This is a genomic window from Marinobacter xestospongiae (genome assembly GCF_023156385.1).
GTDB classification, from domain to species: Bacteria; Pseudomonadota; Gammaproteobacteria; order Pseudomonadales; family Oleiphilaceae; genus Marinobacter; species Marinobacter xestospongiae.
Window position 1 is genome coordinate 146,437 of record NZ_JAKZAK010000007.1, and the last position, 16,887, is coordinate 163,323.

The following is a 16,887-nucleotide window of genomic DNA, read 5'->3' on the forward strand; positions in this document are numbered from 1 at the left end:
TGCCTCCCCGTTGTTGGCTCCATACTAACGATCCACGCTGGATTGTTGCAGGGACACTTCTTCAGTTTCCCATTTTTGCCCGGGAGATGGCCGCTGCAACGGTGGCTCGGGCCTGTGGGCTGTTCTTCCAGCAGGTGGTGCCCAGCATCGAGGCGACCCGTTCGGCGATCTCGCCGGCCTCACAGGTGGCCAGATCCGCCAGGGTGTCGATGCCGATCTCCTCAAACCGCTTCACCACGGTAGGGCCAACGCCTTTCACCGCCAGCAGCAGGTCTCTTTCTGAATCCGAAAACGCCATGGGTTTACTCCGAGTAATTGGGCGGAACGTAGCAATAATGCCCGGTGATGTGGTGGGAAAACAGCGGCTTCCCGGATCAATGTGGATCAAAGAACGTCCAGATGTTGTGCTTGCGGGCGTACCAGAGCATCAATGGAATTTCGATCACCAGGTAGGTCAGCAAACTGAACCAGAACCAGTTGACGGACCAGAACAGCAGGCTGAACTCCGTGCCGCTACCCCAGAACTTCGAGCCAGCCACCGCCACTGCGACGCCGCTGGCGATGAGATCGTTCACGGCGATCCGGTGGGTGTTGGCACCACAGAACCTTGGATAGACAAAGAAGTACGCGATGACAATGATGATCGCGTTGATGGTGAGTATGACGAATTCGGGTGTGTTCATACATTCGGCGTTGAGTGATGGTTGCTGCCGGATCTTATCAGTATTAACTGGCATCCTGCATAATCAGAGGCTCCTTATGGAATCGAGAACCCAGGCCCTGGTTGACCAGAGTGGACATAACGTTTCACATGGTCCTTCGCTGACTGCAAGGAAGATACATGCGGACTCCCGGAATCTCCTATTGTGATTGTGTGCTTCGACTGATCTTGTCGAATGGCAAGGCATACGAAAGAACGGTGGACGAGCTGAAGATTCTCTACGGCATTATCTCCGGTTCTGAGGTTCTCTCGAATGACTCTGTTTCTTTCCTTTTTCTGTTTGATTCGGAGGCCTGGCTTGTGCCGAAGTACACCAACGGTCTTCGCAGTGTGAGCACTGGGGCCCTGGCCAGGTTGCTGGTTGATAACAGCTGCGTGGTCTCCGTTGACTACCTACCCAGGCGTTGGAGGCGAGGTTTTGGGCCGTTTAAGGGAGTTGAGCCCAAATTTGGTGTTTACGAGGCGGCGGATGCTGTTTTCATTGAACACAATGCCCATGTACATCACGCACTGAACGCTTTGGACTATGTGTAGTTGTCGGTTCGGTCCAGCATCTTCATCAACAAGCCGGTGACACCAGAAACAGGCCAATGCTCTCGTAATCATGCACGCCGACGCCGTTGATTCCTTTTATCCTCAGTATCGTGTGGTTGCTATTCAGGGCTTCAGGGCCAGTGCGCCTGCGTTCCTGGCGCGCTCGAAGATCTGTTCCAGCAGCGTTGAAAACTCGGGATCGGCGGCGGTGGTGCGAAGCTGCTCCAGTGCATCGGCCGCCTGTTGCGGATCATCGCCGAGCTGCTCACTGATGGTGGCCAGTTGCTGGTAGTTGGCCACTCGCGCTGCCAGTCGCCGGGCGTCAAGATCCATCGCAATCCGGTAGGCCCGGTCGAGGTAATCCTGCAATCGGGAGGCGTCAACGCCGCTTTCTTCGCCATGCAAAAGCAAGGATCGGGCGGCCAGCAGCAATACCTGGGCGTGCTCATAGGGCTGTTGCAACCGGGCGATGACGGCCAGCGCCTGCTCCAGATAGCCGTGTTGTTCCTTCGGTGACAGTTCCGGGTGTTGCGCCAGGGTCACCAGGTTCAGGAACAGCGCGGGCTGATAGCCTTTGATGGTAAGGCGGCGTACCTGTGTCTGCAGTTCAGAGACCTCGGCGGGCAGGGCGGTTTCACCCAGCGGAAGCGCCGGAAAGCTGCCAATAAAGTGATTCGGTACTGGTTTGTCCGCCATCGCAACGCCCCCAGCGCCTATGCCCGATTGCAGGTCGGCAATGTGAGCCGACAGCCGATCCGCGAGCTGTGCCAGTGGGGTGTCGTGACTGGCGGAAGCTTTCGACGTCTTTACTGTTTGCAGCAGTCGGGCAGCCTGCGGCAGGTTGCCCCGTCGGTACTCGATCAGCGCGCGCCAGTAGCTTACAAAGTCTCGCAGTGTGGGTTCCGAATCCTGCTGCAGGGCTTGCTCGAAACGTGCATCCGCTTCGGCCCACTGGCCCAGATAAAGCTGGCAGACGCCCAGGTAGGCGACCGACCAGGCATGGCTGGCATCGATCTGGGCGGAGGCGCCAAAGTAGTAACGCGCCAGTATCGCCCCCTCGTTATTCAGCGCCTGCACTCCGCGTGCGTATTCATGCATGGCGCTGGGGATGTAATCGTAGCTGGGCAGGTCCGGTGTGCCGCCGTTGGGTTGGAGCTGGCGGTACAGTTCGCTGACTACGCTGGTCATCGACACCGCCAGATCCTGCCGCTCAATCCGGCCGGCAACCGGGTCGTTCTGTTGTGGTATCAGCTGGTACTCCAGGGCCTGCTGATCGTTCGCGAACCGCACTGTGCCCTGGATGGCCACATCAACCGACGTGTCTGCCAGTAACTGGCGTATTTGGGTCGGGCTGGCCTGGAGGTCACCGCTGTCGGTGAGCAATTGGCTGCTGATCTGGGCTGGTGTGATTACCTCCAGACCATCAATCAGCATCAGGTCACTGGCCATCATGTCCGCCAGGCCCAGCTCCACCCAGTTCATGGATGAGGTCCCGGTCTGGTTCTGGAACGGCAGCACCAGCACCGTCATGCCCTCGGCGGATGCGTCCTCCGGCGTTGGCTCGAACAGAACCACAATCAGTGCCACCAGCAGCAGGACAATGGCCGCGCCGGCCAGCAGTCCCGGCGGTATGTGGAGGCTGAGAGTGCGAAGGTTAAGCGTACGAAGGTTAAGAGTACGGAGGTTAAGAGTGTGGGGGGACGCCGCTTCCACCTCGGTCACCGGGCAGATCCACTGGAATCCCTGGTTGGGCACCGTGCGAATGTAGCTGGGAGACGCGGCGGCGTCGCCGAGCACCTTGCGCAGTTCGAGAATGCTTTGTGACAGCGAGTGTTCCCGATACTGGCCATGCTCCCAAAGGGTGCCCAGCAGCTCCTCTTTGCTGACGATGCGTTCCCGGTGGGTCAGCAGGTAGGACAGCAACTGGATGAGCTTATGGCGCAGAGCCACCGGCTCATTGCAGTCTTTCTGCCACAGGCGGCCGGCCTGGGGGTCAAACCGGAACCCCTCGAATTCGATCATGCTGGCTTCAATTCCTTCATTCGAATTACCGGCCGCTTCCAATGGGAGGCGAAGTAACTTATTGAATAATAATATTTTTGAGATGATTTTAAGGGCATTTTATACGAATTTTATTGTCTCAGGGAGGTGCGGATTGCCACGCTTCGGTCCGTTTTCAAATCCAACCGAAGAGGTCTGAATGATGAACGGATTACTGAAGAAAAGTCTTTCCTGTCTGGCGCTTGGCTGCACATTCGCTACCGTCCCTGTGGCCCAGGCGGCCGATGCACCGGCGATGGTTCTGGTGCATGGCGCCCATTTTACGGCAACCGCCTGGGAACGGGTTCAGGCACAGCTGGGCGATCGCATCGACAGCCATGCCATCGACCTGCCGGGGCGTAACGATCACTTCCTGCCGGAAAAAGTGTCACTGGAGCTGTCGGCGGCATCCCTGTGCTCCTTCATGTCGACCATCCCGGGCGACAAGGTTGTGGTTGCGCACAGCCAGGGTGGCGCGGTGGTGAATGCGTCACTGAGCCTGTGCCCGGACGAGAACATCAGCAAGCTGGTGTATGTCACGGCGGTGGCGCCCCTGGATGGTGAGGGCGTGTTCAGCAAACTGAGCGAGGCCGATGAAACCTATTACTTCGCGGGCGTGAGTTTCAACGAGCAGGCCATGCGGATGGATATCAGCAATCCCGACAGCTTCGCCAACAGCTTTGCCCAGGATGCCAATGCCGAACAGCAGCGATGGCTGAAACAGCAGGCCGTTGCCGAGCCGGCGCTGATCGGGGAGGGCACCATTGACCTGAACCGGGAGCGGTTTGAGGCGCTGGAAAAGTACTATGTGTTTGCCAAGCGCGACCAGATCATCTCACTGGAGTCCCAGCAACGGACCGCCGGCGATCTTGACCTCGCCGCCTCGTTCGAGATCGACAGCGGTCATCTGCCAATGCTCACCCACAGCAAGACCCTGGCAGACCTGCTGGTTCGGATCAGCGAGCGCTGACTTCTCAGGGACTCGATAGGGCTCGACAGGGCCGAAACATCGCTGGCAGTGAGAGCCTGCTCTCGCTGTTCAGCGATTCATTGTCGGGCTTTCAACCTGGCTGCGATGGACGGAGCCAGCACTGTTACTGCAAGCACCAGAGGCCAGAGATTGCCGTCTTTGAAGGTGTAGGGCATCAGCAGTTCTGCCCGGGATTTACCCTGCCACAGCCCGAATGAGAACTCGAACATCAGGGTCAGCACCAGCCAGCCCAGGCCAACCGCCAGGCGTTGCCAGGTTTGGCGCAGCCGCAGCCAGGGCAGCGATGCATACGCGACAGCAAGGATCAGCGCCGAGAGCAATACGCCGCTCAGGATCAGCGCACCGGGGGCACCAAGCCAGGGTAGCAGTACCGTCTCCCGCAATACGCCATTGGCCATCGCCAGGACCAGAATGCCAAGCCAGATGGCCAGTCCCTTGAGGATAACGGTTAGGGGCATTCGGTGTGTCTCCAGGCTTTTGGATCACCAGGCAATGTCGATCGGGGTGCCGACCTCGACCAGCGCCATGAACTCGTCCATCTCGGTGTTCGTCAACGCAATGCAGCCGTTGGTCCAGTTGAAGCGCTGGGTGATCGGTGCCAGCCAGCCCAGCCAGTTGCGCTGGCCGTGAACCATGATAAATCCGCCGGGCGAGACGCCGAGTTGCCCGGCATTGGCAACGTCGGCAGCGTTCGGGTAGCTGAAGTGCATCGCCCGATAGAACGCCGAGTCTTCTTTTCTGTAATCGAGGGTGTAGCGGCCTTCCGGCGTTCTTTCATCGCCTTCCTGGACTTTGTGTCCCTGCGGATTGGCGCCGAACGCAACGTGGTATTCCCTGACCACGACATCCCCTTCCAGGAGATACATTCGATTCTCCGACTTATCTACCCGGACCAGATCCACCGCGGCAAAAGCGGGTGTCGTCAGCCAGGCAATGAGCAACCAGGCGAGCGTTTTCATGGCTCCTTAAGGCTCCTGTGTTTCAAGCGCCAAGTAATGGCAGATGCTTCAGGCGTTGGTATTTCAGCGCCAGTTCGATGCAGTGGCGTAACGGTCTGTCGTCAGTATCCGACTGCAGCGGGATGAGTAGTGCCCGGTTGCCCTCGTACTCGAAGCCGCCCGGGTAGATTTCCCGGAAAGTCTCGACAAGCCTGGTCTGGCAGTGGAAGAACAGCTTGACGACGTCTGGCGATTTGGGCTTCCAATCGATCCGAATGGTACTGCCACCCTTCACACGGAAACTGGCCTCGCCCCACTTGACGGTTTCTTCGACCGCGCCGAGAGAGTGCGCTTCTGCCTCGGCAAGGATAAGACCTCGCACCCTCGCCAGCTGCTGCTGTGCGTCTGGCGGGTAGCTGGCAAACCTGGCCAGTATTTCAGGCGTCATCTTACCTCCGACGTTCTGGCTGTATCAGTTGGTCACGGAGTAGTCAGCCCGATAACAACCGTTCCAGCGATAAGAATCACCGTGCCCCCGGCCAAAAACAGTAAGAAGCGAAACAACTGCCGTCTCCCCAGCCGCTCTTTGCAGCGCCGGCACATTCTGGTGCTGCTGGGTGGAACGCCCGACTCCTGCAAATAGACGGCATTCTCGTGGGTAAGCGCGACACCGCAACTGGGGCAGATGCCGAGTTTGTCCGCCCTGTGTTCCCGCCAGAACTTGTAGCCGAGCAGTGCCACCACGGGCGAAAACAGAACCAGTAGTAACAGTTCAGTGTTCATGCGGCTCCACAGTTGATCATGAGTCGAACGCCCTTTCCTGACAAGAGTGTCTTGGCGGTCGTGAGATGGTGAATACGGTACCGGACCAGCGTTCCGATACCAACCCGATGCAGCGGCTCCCAAACTCCTCCAACCGTCCAGTTATTCCCGCCGCCACTAAACCAGCGGCCACCGGGATCGGTATACTCCTCCAAGGAGTCGGTCAGAGGCTCCTTAAACGCCCATCGCCATTGGAGATCGCCATGACCCAACGTACGCCACGGATTGAGGACGTGATTCCTGACGTCCGCGACGGCCTGACCCGGCTCGACCGCACGGTGCTGTTTGTGCTCAATGAGGCGCGGCGGGAGCGGCAGGATGGCTGGGTGCCCACGGCAATGTTGTACGGGCGGGTGCTGGAGTACGTCAACATCAGCGAAGCGGAACTCCAGGCCAGCCTGCAACGGCTGGGGGTGAGTTCATGACCCCGGACCAGAATGACCTGTGGTTCCTGCCCCTCGGCGGCACCGGCGAGATCGGTATGAACCTGAACCTCTACGGCCACGACGGCCAGTGGCTGATGGTGGACTGTGGTGTCACCTTTCCCCGGCCGGGGCGGGTGATTGCCGATGGCAGCGTCCACCGGGCCGGTGAGCCGCCGGTGCAGATGGCGGACCCGGCGTTTATCGCCGACCGTCGGGAGCAACTGGCGGGGCTGGTGATCACCCACGCCCATGAGGATCACATCGGCGCGGTGCCGTACCTGTGGCCGCTGCTGCAGTGCCCGGTGTACGCCGGCCGCTTTACCGCCGAGATCCTGCGGCGCAAGCTGGCGGAGTTTGATCTGCTGCACCGGGTGCCGATCATCGAAGTGGCGATGGGGGAACGGCGCCGCATTGGCCCCTTTGAGGTGGAATGGCTGGCGCTGACCCACTCCATTCCCGACCCCAGTGCGCTGATGATCCGCTGCCCGGCGGGCAACATTTTCCACAGTGGCGACTGGAAGCTGGACGATGATCCGGTGGTGGGCCATGGCTACTCGCCGAAGACCTTCCAGGCCCTGGCGGAGGAGGGTGTGGACGCCATGGTCTGCGATTCCACCAACGCCACCGTCAGTGGCCACTCCACCTCGGAGCGGGCGTTGCAGGAAGGCTTGCAGGCCGCGGTGGCCGAGGCCGAGGGCCGGGTGGTGGTGACCTGTTTCGGCAGCAACATTGCCCGTCTCCACACCCTCGCCGGGGTGGCCCGGCAGACCGGTCGTTACATGGGGCTGTTGGGGCGCTCACTGATCAACATGAGCGGGGCGGCACGGGCGACGGGGGTGTGGGCCGACGGCGACCGACTTATCAATTCCGCCCACCTGGGCTACCTGCCCCGCCATGAGGTGCTGGCGGTGGCCACCGGCAGCCAGGCCGAACCCCGCACCGCGCTGACCCGGCTGGCGGCGGGCAATCATCCCGATCTGGAACTGGAGGCGGGCGACCGGGTGATCTTCAGCGCCCGAGCCATTCCCGGCAACGAGGAAGCGATTGCGGCGCTGATTGCCAAGCTCGCCGGCCAGGGGGTCAGTGTGGTCACCGCCGAGGCTGCCAACCTGCCGATTCACGCCTCGGGCCACCCTGCCAGCGAGGAGCTGGAAGCAATGTACCGCTGGGTCCGCCCGACCCTGGCGATCCCGGTCCATGGTGAGGCTGAGCATCTGGCCGCCCACGCCCGGCTGGCGCGGGACACCGGCATTGCCAAGAGCCTGATCGGTCGTAATGGCGACCTGTTCATGGTGCGCCCGGTGCCTGGCATTCGCCGCCAGCTGGTGGCGACGGGACGCCTGGGGTTTCAGCGCGGCGAGCTGGTTCCGGTGGTCTGATGGCCGGCGGCCGGATGGTCGCTGGCCGCTGAGGCTCGCAGACCGATCAGCCACCACAGGCTGGCCATGGCCAGGGTGGCCAGCACCACACAGGTGCCGGCGGGCAGGTCCAGGGTGGCGGACAGTGCCAGTCCCAGGGCGTGACCGGCAAGACAGGTCACCACCGCACCGCCGCTGCGACCATGGCGGGCGCAGGCCACCAGCGGGGTGGCGATCAGGCTGACAAACACCACGTAGATGCCCGCCAGGGTCACCGCCACCGCCACCGCAACGGCGAACAGTGGCAGAAACAGCCGCTGTTGCCAGCTGTGGTTGAGACCGTGCTGCCACAGTTGCACCAGCAGCGCCATCAATGCCAGTGCCGGCAGTTGCCCGGTGGTGGTCCACAGCAGGTCACCGTCCAGGGTCTGGGCCAGGCGTTGGGCACCGTGGGGGTCCTGGCTGACCACCAGGGTGGCGAGGCTGGCGCCGAGCACATAGAGTAGGCCGATCAGTGCTTCCCGGTGCCGTGGCTGGTTGCGGACCAGGGTGTGCACCAGGGCCACGCACACCAGCGCGGCGGCCAGCGCCGTCAGCGGCAGGCCCGCCAGGGTCAGGCTGGCGGTTCCCCCAATCAATGCGCCCAGCGCCGCCCACTGGGCGATGGCCAGGTCGGCGAACACCACCCCCCGTTGCAGCACGGTGATGCCCAGAGGCACCAGCGCCAGGGTGATCAGCAAACTGGCTGTCAACGGTGCCAACAGCCAGCTCCACGCCATCATCTCAGCGCTCACCGGCGGTTGCCTCCATCGCCTCGACCAGTCCCTCGACAATGTGGCCAATCAGTGCTGCCAGGGTGTCGGTACCGGCCTCGTCGGTCACCGTGCCGGGCACCACCAGCACGGGCAGTTGCTGGCGGTCTGCCAGCCAGTCCGCCGGCCGCCTGTCCTGATGGCGGGCCACCAGGATTGCCAGGGCGCTCTCCAGTGCCGGATCGTTGGCCAGCTGATGCAGGTGGGCGGTGCTGGGGGGCAGGCCGGGTTTGGGTTCCAGATCCAGCGCGGCATCAACGCCCAGCCAGCGCAGCAGGTAGTGGAAGCTGCCGTGCTGCACCACCACCGCTTGGCCGGCGAGCGCGGCGGCCTGTTGGCGCCAGCCTTCCCGCGCCAGATTCCAGTTCACCCGCCACCGCAGCAGCCGTTGCTGGATGACTTTGGCCTCGCCGGGGAAACGCTGCTGCAGACGCTGCGCCAGGTGACCGGCAATCACCGGCACCGCGTCCGGGTCCAGGTGGATGTGGGGGTTGCCCTCGGGGTGGACGTCACCAAGGCTGCGGTCGACGTGCTGGTGGGGCTGGTGCAGCGGCACCGTTTCCGCCGCCAGCAGCAGCCCGGGGCCGCCGGGACGAATGTCCGGATTGGCGGCCTTGCGCAGCAGCGAGGGCAGCCAGCCGGCTTCCAGCGAGGCGCCGCTGCATACCGCCAGGTCGGCGTCCCTCAGGGCGGCGATCAGACTGGGGCGGGCTTCGATGTAATGCGGGTCCTGCCAGGCGGTGGTGGCGACGGTGAGGTCGGCCTCCGGCAGCAGGGCACGGGTCAGTACTGCCCACTCCGGCTCGCAGGCGAACACCGCAGGTCTGGCCTGGCCCAGCGCCGGGGCGATGGTCAGTACCAGCAGGGCCGGTGTCAGCCATCGCCGCAGCGAGCGCCAGGTCATGCTGCATCGGCAATCAGTAATCATGGGCACCGTGGGCTCCAAAACTCATGACGTACTGCACGGTGACGGTATTGTCGTCGGCTTCGAAGCCGTCCGTGCTCTGGTGGGTGTACTGCAGGCGCAGGGTGGAGAAGTGGGAGTGGGACCAGGCCAGCATCACTTCGGTTTCTTCCAGGGACTGGTCGTGGAAGTGATCACCATGGGCCTCCTTGAGATCCACTTCGCCGTAGCGCACGCCGGTGCTCCACTGCGGGGCGAACTGGTAGACCGCCGAGGCATACCAGCCTTCCTGGGTGTCGTCAGAGCTGGCGTAGCGGTTGAGGTCATCGGCGTAGAGGTACTCCCCGCTCAGCGTCAGCTGACTCTGGCGGGTGTTGCCCTGGGGCGCCCACTTCCACACCAGATCGGTGATGTAGAGGTTTTTGCCGGTGTAGCTGGCGCCGTGGCTGTGGCCGGCGTGGTCATGGCCGTGATCGTGGTCATGATCGTGCTCCGCGTCACCATCGCTGGCGACGTCGGTGAGGCGGTTGCGCAACCAGGCAAAGCCGGCCTGCCAGCTCTGGGACGCGGACAGGTCACCGCCAAGCTTGGTGCTGAGGGTGTAGACGCCGATGTCCTCGTCGCCGTCGGTGTCGCCCAGGCGGTCACCGGCCAGGGCCTCGGCGCCGACGCGCCAGTAGAAGGGGGTCGGCAGCAGCAGGTTGACGCGTACGCCGTCGTCAAAATAGTGGCTGCCCAGCAGCGCGCGGTAGGCGGCGGGACGCTCGACAAAGTCATCGGCGTGCAGGTGCTGACCGTTGAGGTAGCCGACCTGGGACAGGAACCGCCCGGCCCGCAGGTTGAGGTGCCAGGGCAGGCCGGTGGTCTGGATGTAGGCTTCTTCCAGGCCCAGCTCGGTGTCACCGGCGTGGTCTTCCAGCACCGCGGTCAGACGGCCTTCGAAGCGGTCGTCGATGGGCGATGACAGGGTCAGTTCGGTATGGCCCAGGCCAAAGCCTTCCTCACGGTGGGACAGTGCCTGCTCGCCACTGCGGTAGTAGCCGTCGAGGGTGACGCCGATGTCGGGGTTGAGTTCATTGGCCAGCAGGGCCGGGGAAGCAAAAGCGGACGAAAAAAGGGCCAGCGCGCTGGCGCCGGCGAAGTGACGCAAATCGGTCATGGTGGTGATGGCTCCGGTTGCCGCCGCCCCTGCGCGCTGGGGTGCAGGGAGCGCAGGGGTGGACGGTGGTATCAGTGGTTGTGGTCGTCGTGGCCGTGGTCGTCCTCGGCGAAGCCGAGCCAGGTAACGGCGGTGGCGGTGTAATCCAGGCTTTGGGTTGCCAGCAGTTCGCCGTCGTGACTGTCGATGGTCTTCAGGCTGCGCTCACCCGGCACCAGCACGTACAGGTGCTCTGCCGACGCGGTGATGCTGGGGGCGGCATCGTCTTCGCCGAAGGGCCCGGCGACGGTCACTTCGGCGACCTGTTGCCAGTCACCTTCGGCATCAAACAGCCGCAGGACGCCGTCGCTGCCAAGCACATAGAAGTGATGGCCATGGGGATCGAAGTCTCCGACCAGGGGGCGGACGCCCTGTGGCAGGCTCAGCGCCTGATAGGCCGAGGCGGCGTCGCCGGCCTCCGGGTCGACCACAAAGTACTGTTGGCTGGCGTAGGCGTAGGCCACCATCTGTTCCAGCGCCGGGTGGCTTCGAAGCGTGCCGATGCGGGCATCGTCTGCCAGCGCAGCGGGGTTGGCGAGCTTGCGGGCAGGCTGGCCATCCTGTGCCAGGTCGATCACCAGCAGGCCATCGGTGCAGCCGAACGCCAGGGCGTGATGGTTGGCCGCCGCGCCATGCAGGCCCGGACAGGTGAGGTCGTAGCGGGTTTCCAAGGTGAAGGCATCGCCGTCGAAGTGATAACGCTCCACCTCGGCCGGCAACGTGGTGTCGGTGATGGCGGCGTCGCGATAGGTCACAAACAGCTTGTCGTCCAGCAGCTTGGCAACGCCGTGCATGTTGTTCTCCAGATCCAGGCTGGCGACCACCTGACCGCCACCAATGCCACTGTCAGACAGCACGGAGACGCTTGAACTGGCGGCGTCGGAGCCGTCAAAGAACACCGCCGCGTGGTCGTCGTGGACAGTGTAGTGGGTGGGGCGGGTCGCGTTGAGGGTCAGCCCCACCCACTGCGGGCTTTCGGCGTAGTCGTGCATGTGGTCGCCGTGGTCCTCGGTGTAAAGACCGCCGTCGAGGAACGAAACCTTGTTGTCCTCGCGCTGGATGACCACCGCGTAGCGCTTGTCGGGGCTGCTGTAGAGCCGTGGCGTGCTGCCGTCGAGCGCAAAGCGATCAAGCTCGTCGCCGGAATCCAGATCCAGCACCCGCAGGTCGCCGGAGTCGGCATCGAACAGCGCCAGACGACCGGCAGAACTCAGGTCGGTGTGGTCGTGATCGTGGTCGTGGTCGCTGTGATCATTGTCCGAGTCGCTGCCGCCGCAACCGGCCAGCAGGGAACTGAGGGCCAGTGCCAGCAGGCTGTGGCGGGCGAGGGAAGACGTCAGTGGCATGTTATCTCCTTAATGTTATAACGTAACTTTCAGGGAACGTTTATGAGCAACGTTCATGAGTGGCTTGCAGAAGCCACTTTCAACGCTGCGTTCCGGGTGTTCACGGTCTGGGCTGTCATGTTCCGGAGGGGTGGCCGCGCCTTGCAGAATCGAGGCTGCTGGGCCATCCGCCCGGGTTTGGAAATGTCGGTGGCGTTCTTCTTCGCCATGAATGTTATGTTATAACGTTTTAATTGTGAAGCCCGTCTCCTTACCAGGGAGCGGACGCCCTAAGACGATAACGCGATGAGAGGAACCCCATGAGCCAATCCCCTGCCACTGCGCAACCTGTAGCGGATACCGACGCACGGCTGCCGGTAACGGTGCTGTCCGGATTTCTTGGTGCCGGCAAGACCACGGTGCTGAACCACATCCTTAACAACCGCGAGGGCCGCCGGGTGGCGGTGATCGTCAACGACATGAGCGAGGTGAACATCGACGCCAGCCAGGTGCAGCGGGAGGTCACCCTCAACCGCGCCGAGGAAAAACTGGTGGAGATGAGCAATGGCTGCATCTGCTGCACCCTGCGGGAAGACCTGCTGGTGGAAGTGCGCCGGCTGGCGGCCGAGGGCCGGTTTGATTACCTGGTGATTGAGTCCACCGGTATCTCCGAGCCATTGCCGGTGGCGGAGACCTTCACCTTTGAGGATGAGACCGGTGTCAGCCTGTCCCAGGTGGCACGGCTGGATACCCTGGTGACGGTGGTGGATGCGGTGAACTTCCTGACCGATTTCGATCGGGCCCAGTCTCTGCAGGAAACTGGAGAGCACCTGGGAGAGGAGGACGAACGCAGCGTCGCGGACCTGCTGGTGGATCAGGTGGAGTTCTGCGATGTGATCCTGGTGAGCAAGACCGACCAGGTTGAAGCGGCAGAGCTGGATCGCCTGCGGGCAGTGCTGCGGTCGCTGAACCGGGACGCGGAACTGATTCCCATCCAGCACGGAGCGGTGGCGCTGGATCGGGTACTGGATACCGGCCGTTTCAGCTTCGAACGCGCCGCCGAGGCGCCGGGCTGGCTGCAGGAGTTGCGGGGTGAGCACACCCCGGAAACCGAGGAATACGGCATCGGCTCGGTCACCTACCGCGCCCGGCGGCCGTTCCATCCCGCCAAGTTTTTCGATTTCCTGCACCAGGACTGGCCCCGGGGCCGGCTGATCCGCTCCAAGGGCTATTTCTGGCTGGCGTCCCGGCCGGAGGTGGCGGGGCACTGGAGCCAGGCTGGCGGTATGGCGCGCTACGGCCGCGCCGGGCTGTTCTGGCAGGGGGTGCCGGAGCAGTACTGGCCTGCGGATGCCGAGTCCCGCCAGGCCATTTTGTCCGGCTGGGAGGAGCCGTTCGGCGACCGGCGCCAGGAACTGGTGTTCATCGGCCAGAACCTGGACACCGAGTGGTTGCGACAGCGCCTGGATGACTGTCTGCTGGACGATGACCAACTCGCCGCGGGCGAGGCGTTCTGGCGCACCCTCAACGACCCGTTCCCGAGCTGGGATGGTGAGTGATTGTCCCTGCCCAGGTGATTAGCCGAGGGGAATGGTTAGCTTTGCTCATTGATTAAACGGCGCCGGCGGGCAGAATAACGGCCACAACTAAAATTTGGGTCACGCCTGCCGGCGTTCCCGATCAGGAGAGAAACTATGGCGATTTGGGCAACCACCCCGAACCTGGAGATGCTGGCGGCATCCAGTGAAAACACCGCGGTCAGCACTCTGGGTATCGAGTACCTGGAAATCGGCGACAACTTCGTTCGTGGCCGCATGCCGGTGGACCATCGCACCCACCAGCCCTTTGGCATCCTTCACGGCGGTGCTTCGGTGCTGCTGGCGGAAACCCTGGGTAGCATGGCTGCCAACTGCTGCATCCGTGAGTCGGGCAAGGTGGCGGTGGGTCTGGATATCAACGCCAACCACATCCGCTCGGTGGCTTCCGGCTGGGTTTATGGCACTGCCCGCCCGGTCCATATCGGCAGCAGCACCCAGGTGTGGGAAATCATCATCGAAGATGAGAACGAGAAGACCGTTTGTGTCTCCCGCCTCACCATGGCGGTGGTGGCGCGGCGTTGATGGCAACGCCCGCCAGCGCCGACTGCTCCTGCGGTTCCGGGGCCGCTTACGGTGACTGCTGCCAACCCCTGCATCAGGGCCAGCCGGCGGCCTCGCCGGAGGCGCTGATGCGTTCCCGCTATTGTGGCTTTGTGCTCGGATTGAGTGACTACCTGCAACGCAGCTGGCATCCGGACACCCGCCCGGCCCAGCTGGATCTGGCGGATTCCCCCGACTGGTGCGGCCTGCAGGTACTGTCCGCCGACAGCCAGGGCGATGTCGGTCGGGTGCATTTCCGGGCCCTGTACCGGCTCCCTGGCGGCTTCGGTTATCTGGAGGAGGCGTCGGACTTCCGGCGCCAGCAGGGCCACTGGTTCTACCTCAGCGGCACGCCCCACGAGGGGGTGCTGAAACCGGGCCGCAATGATCCCTGCCCCTGTGGCAGCGGCCGCAAGTTCAAGGCCTGCTGCCGATAACGTTCACCGCTAGGCGCGACCGGGTTGGCCCTGAAAGACTGCCGGGACGGCCCGGTTGTGAGGCTTTCTGGTTTGCAAATGTGAATGGGTGCTATTAGATTTCGCGTCTCTGATACCGCTGAGGTGACCCATGCCCTATTCACGAGATCCGTTTGTTCCAGGCCTGCCAAGGACGCGACTTGGCCTGATGTCGATTGCCCTGGTGCCTGCCGTGTTGATGACAACCGGCGCCCAGGCTGCCGAGGGGGACGCTGCGACCCAACTGCAGGCCCTGGAAGTGGTCAGTACCGCGCTCAAGGTGGACGTACCGCTGGTGGAGACACCGCGTCCGGCGGCGGTCGTGAGCGAGGAGGAGTTGGCAGAACGCAACGTACAGTCACTGGATGAAAGCTTCCGCTACCGGGCCGGGGTGCTGTCCGGCCTGTACGGCGCTGACAACGATACTGACTGGTTCCGAATCCGCGGCTTCGACAACTCCACCTACCAGGATGGCCTGCGCATCTACCGCGAAGGGTTCTATCAGTGGCTGCCGGAGCCATTTGGTCTGGAACGGGTGGAACTGCTCAAGGGGCCGGCCTCCATTCTCTACGGCGAGGCGCCTCCCGGTGGGGTGATCAATGCCATCAGCAAGCGGCCGACCGACGAACCCCAGGGGCTGTTGCAGCTGCAGGCGGGCAATCGCGAGCATCGCCAGCTGGGCGTGGATCAGTCTGGCGAGCTCAGTGACCAGGCCCGTTACCGCATCGTGGGAATGTACAAGTACCGCGAAGGCGATCTGGATCGTACCGAGAACGAACGCTTCTACGTCGCGCCCAGTCTGCAGTTCGATCTCGGCGAAGCCACCACGCTGACGCTGCTGTCGAGTTTCCAGAAAGACGACGCGGTGCCCACCAACGGTTTCAAGCTGCCCTACGGCACCCTCCAGAACACGCCCTATGGCAAGGTGGACCCGTCCACCAACCTGAGTGAGCCGGACTACGACCAGAACAACCGCACCCAGGCGTCCATCGGCTATGAGCTGGAGCATCGCTTCAACGACACCTGGACCGGCATCCAGAGCCTGCGTTACCAGCGTCTGGACGTGGACCTGCAAAGCACCTACGCGCTGATGGTGAACCCGGAAAACGATCGTGAAGCGGTGCGGGGACTCGTCTACCGTGACGGCCGCACCCGCAGCTGGACCGTGGACTCACGCCTGGTGGGCCGGTTCTACAGCGAGCGGACCGAGAACACCCTGTTGCTGGGCATTGACTACCAGAACCTTGGTACCAACGGCCAAGAGGCCGATCCGTTCCCGTTTGGGGCGCCGCTGGACATGTTTGATCCGGTCTACGGCAACTTCACCCCGGTGGCGGATGCCGATCTGCTGACCCGCGACATCGACAAGCAGCAGACCGGTCTCTACCTGCAGAACCAGCTGCGCCTGGATGACCGCTGGGTGGTGCTCGCCGGTGCCCGTTACGACCACGCCGAAACCGACAACCTCAATGCCAGCAGTGGCGCGATGCAGCGCTCTGATGACGAGGCGGTATCGCTGTCCGGTGGTCTGATGTACCTGGCAGACAATGGCCTGTCGCCGTACCTGAGCTACACCGAGTCGTTCCAGCCGCTGACCCGCACTGACGACGATGGCCGTCTCTACGATCCCCGCGAAGGCAAGCAATTAGAGGTGGGCCTCAAGTACGCTCCCCGTGGCTTTGACGGATACCTGACGGCGGCGGCGTTCGATCTGGAGGAGGAAAACTCCCTGGTGACGGCCCCCGGCGGTTTCCAGGTTCAGGAAGGCGAGCGTCGTTCCCGAGGTTTTGAGCTGGAAGGGGTGGGGTACCTGACCGATCAGCTGCAGGCGACGCTGGCGTATGCCTACACCGACACCGAGCGCAAGAACAAGGCTTCCGGTGACGAGAGTCGGGCCGCACTGATTCCCCGCCACCTGGCGTCCGCCTGGCTGGACTACCAGTTCCAGGGCCCGCTTGACGGTCTCAAACTGGGCGGTGGGGTGCGTTACGTCGGTGAGAGTGTCGATGGCGACACCGAGGTCCCGTCCTACACCCTGATGGACCTGATGGCCAGCTACGCGATTACCCCGCAATGGCTGGCCCAGCTCAACGTCAACAACGTGGCGGACAAGGAGTACGTTGCCAGTTGCGACTACTGGTGTTACTACGGTGAGTCCCGCAGCATCATCGGCAGCCTGAGCTACCGCTGGTAAGCTTGCGGCAGCAACCGATGAGCTGAGGGAGT

20 protein-coding genes are annotated in these 16,887 nt (G+C 62.9%); 9 read left to right on the forward strand and 11 right to left on the reverse strand.

All coding sequences use genetic code 11. From position 1 onward, the window contains the following. Positions 1-61: 61 nt before the first annotated feature. Positions 62-298: a helix-hairpin-helix domain-containing protein gene (locus MLD24_RS07165; protein WP_248165647.1), complete on the reverse strand. Its 237-nt coding sequence runs from the start codon at positions 296-298 to the stop codon at positions 62-64. 76 nt (positions 299-374) lie between these two features. Further along, the gene (locus MLD24_RS07170; protein ID WP_227173370.1) at positions 375-683 is read right to left on the reverse strand and encodes a hypothetical protein; all 309 of its coding nucleotides are present in this window, start codon (positions 681-683) and stop codon (positions 375-377) included. A 236-nt stretch (positions 684-919) separates the two neighbouring features. Between MLD24_RS07170 and MLD24_RS07175 the strand changes: the two genes are divergently transcribed. After that, positions 920-1,255 (forward strand): hypothetical protein, encoded by a 336-nt coding sequence (locus MLD24_RS07175; protein WP_248165649.1) that lies wholly within the window; start codon positions 920-922, stop codon positions 1,253-1,255. A gap of 123 nt (positions 1,256-1,378) precedes the next feature. On the opposite strand, the gene MLD24_RS07180 is transcribed toward MLD24_RS07175, so the two are convergent. Next, complete coding sequence (locus MLD24_RS07180; protein ID WP_248165651.1) at positions 1,379-3,277, reverse strand: winged helix-turn-helix domain-containing protein; 1,899 nt, start codon at positions 3,275-3,277, stop codon at positions 1,379-1,381. A gap of 178 nt (positions 3,278-3,455) precedes the next feature. On the opposite strand from MLD24_RS07180, the gene MLD24_RS07185 reads away from it, so the two are divergent. Next, complete coding sequence (locus MLD24_RS07185; RefSeq protein ID WP_248165653.1) at positions 3,456-4,265, forward strand: alpha/beta fold hydrolase; 810 nt, start codon at positions 3,456-3,458, stop codon at positions 4,263-4,265. Positions 4,266-4,342: 77 nt separating this feature from the next. Here MLD24_RS07185 and MLD24_RS07190 read toward each other — a convergent pair whose 3' ends face one another. The 4 genes from MLD24_RS07190 to MLD24_RS07205 are packed head-to-tail and all read right to left on the reverse strand — an operon-like array spanning position 4,343 to position 6,007. Beyond that, the gene (locus MLD24_RS07190; protein WP_248165655.1) at positions 4,343-4,744 is read right to left on the reverse strand and encodes a hypothetical protein; all 402 of its coding nucleotides are present in this window, start codon (positions 4,742-4,744) and stop codon (positions 4,343-4,345) included. Positions 4,745-4,768: 24 nt separating this feature from the next. Beyond that, entirely contained in the window at positions 4,769-5,245 is a 477-nt protein-coding gene (locus MLD24_RS07195) for a L,D-transpeptidase family protein (RefSeq protein ID WP_248165657.1), read from the reverse strand. Between the two features lie 22 nt (positions 5,246-5,267). Beyond that, positions 5,268-5,672, reverse strand: a complete 405-nt coding sequence (locus MLD24_RS07200; RefSeq protein WP_248165659.1) for a DUF1801 domain-containing protein — start codon at positions 5,670-5,672, stop codon at positions 5,268-5,270. 32 nt (positions 5,673-5,704) lie between these two features. Next, positions 5,705-6,007 (reverse strand): hypothetical protein, encoded by a 303-nt coding sequence (locus MLD24_RS07205; protein ID WP_248165661.1) that lies wholly within the window; start codon positions 6,005-6,007, stop codon positions 5,705-5,707. Between the two features lie 242 nt (positions 6,008-6,249). Between MLD24_RS07205 and MLD24_RS07210 the strand changes: the two genes are divergently transcribed. Together MLD24_RS07210 and MLD24_RS07215 are read left to right on the forward strand one after the other, a co-directional pair. Further along, complete coding sequence (locus MLD24_RS07210; RefSeq protein ID WP_227173388.1) at positions 6,250-6,471, forward strand: hypothetical protein; 222 nt, start codon at positions 6,250-6,252, stop codon at positions 6,469-6,471. Continuing rightward, a complete protein-coding gene (locus tag MLD24_RS07215; protein WP_248165663.1) occupies positions 6,468-7,850 on the forward strand; it encodes a ribonuclease J in 1,383 nt (460 codons plus the stop codon). Before MLD24_RS07210 ends, MLD24_RS07215 begins: the two co-directional genes overlap by 4 nt. On the opposite strand, the gene MLD24_RS07220 is transcribed toward MLD24_RS07215, so the two are convergent. The 4 genes from MLD24_RS07220 to MLD24_RS07235 form a co-directional block, all read right to left on the reverse strand. Next, complete coding sequence (locus MLD24_RS07220; RefSeq protein WP_227173391.1) at positions 7,820-8,623, reverse strand: metal ABC transporter permease; 804 nt, start codon at positions 8,621-8,623, stop codon at positions 7,820-7,822. The genes MLD24_RS07215 and MLD24_RS07220 overlap by 31 nt on opposite strands. Continuing rightward, entirely contained in the window at positions 8,613-9,569 is a 957-nt protein-coding gene (locus MLD24_RS07225) for a metal ABC transporter solute-binding protein, Zn/Mn family (protein ID WP_248165665.1), read from the reverse strand. The genes MLD24_RS07220 and MLD24_RS07225 overlap by 11 nt, the downstream gene beginning before the upstream one ends. Further along, positions 9,559-10,704, reverse strand: a complete 1,146-nt coding sequence (locus MLD24_RS07230; RefSeq protein WP_248165667.1) for a hypothetical protein — start codon at positions 10,702-10,704, stop codon at positions 9,559-9,561. The genes MLD24_RS07225 and MLD24_RS07230 overlap by 11 nt, the downstream gene beginning before the upstream one ends. 71 nt (positions 10,705-10,775) lie before the next feature. Continuing rightward, positions 10,776-12,089: a hypothetical protein gene (locus tag MLD24_RS07235; RefSeq protein ID WP_248165669.1), complete on the reverse strand. Its 1,314-nt coding sequence runs from the start codon at positions 12,087-12,089 to the stop codon at positions 10,776-10,778. Between the two features lie 42 nt (positions 12,090-12,131). Between MLD24_RS07235 and MLD24_RS07240 the strand changes: the two genes are divergently transcribed. The 5 genes from MLD24_RS07240 (at position 12,132) to MLD24_RS07260 (ending at position 16,855) form a co-directional block, all read left to right on the forward strand. Continuing rightward, positions 12,132-12,314, forward strand: coding sequence for a hypothetical protein (locus MLD24_RS07240; RefSeq protein WP_248165671.1), 183 nt, complete (start codon positions 12,132-12,134; stop codon positions 12,312-12,314). A gap of 74 nt (positions 12,315-12,388) precedes the next feature. Further along, entirely contained in the window at positions 12,389-13,627 is a 1,239-nt protein-coding gene (gene zigA / locus MLD24_RS07245) for a zinc metallochaperone GTPase ZigA (protein WP_248165673.1), read from the forward strand. Between the two features lie 135 nt (positions 13,628-13,762). Then, positions 13,763-14,188 (forward strand): hotdog fold thioesterase, encoded by a 426-nt coding sequence (locus tag MLD24_RS07250; protein ID WP_248165675.1) that lies wholly within the window; start codon positions 13,763-13,765, stop codon positions 14,186-14,188. Continuing rightward, entirely contained in the window at positions 14,188-14,643 is a 456-nt protein-coding gene (locus tag MLD24_RS07255) for a YchJ family protein (RefSeq protein WP_248165677.1), read from the forward strand. The genes MLD24_RS07250 and MLD24_RS07255 overlap by 1 nt, the downstream gene beginning before the upstream one ends. Before the next feature lie 130 nt (positions 14,644-14,773). Beyond that, a complete protein-coding gene (locus MLD24_RS07260; protein ID WP_248165678.1) occupies positions 14,774-16,855 on the forward strand; it encodes a TonB-dependent siderophore receptor in 2,082 nt (693 codons plus the stop codon). Positions 16,856-16,887: the final 32 nt, after the last annotated feature.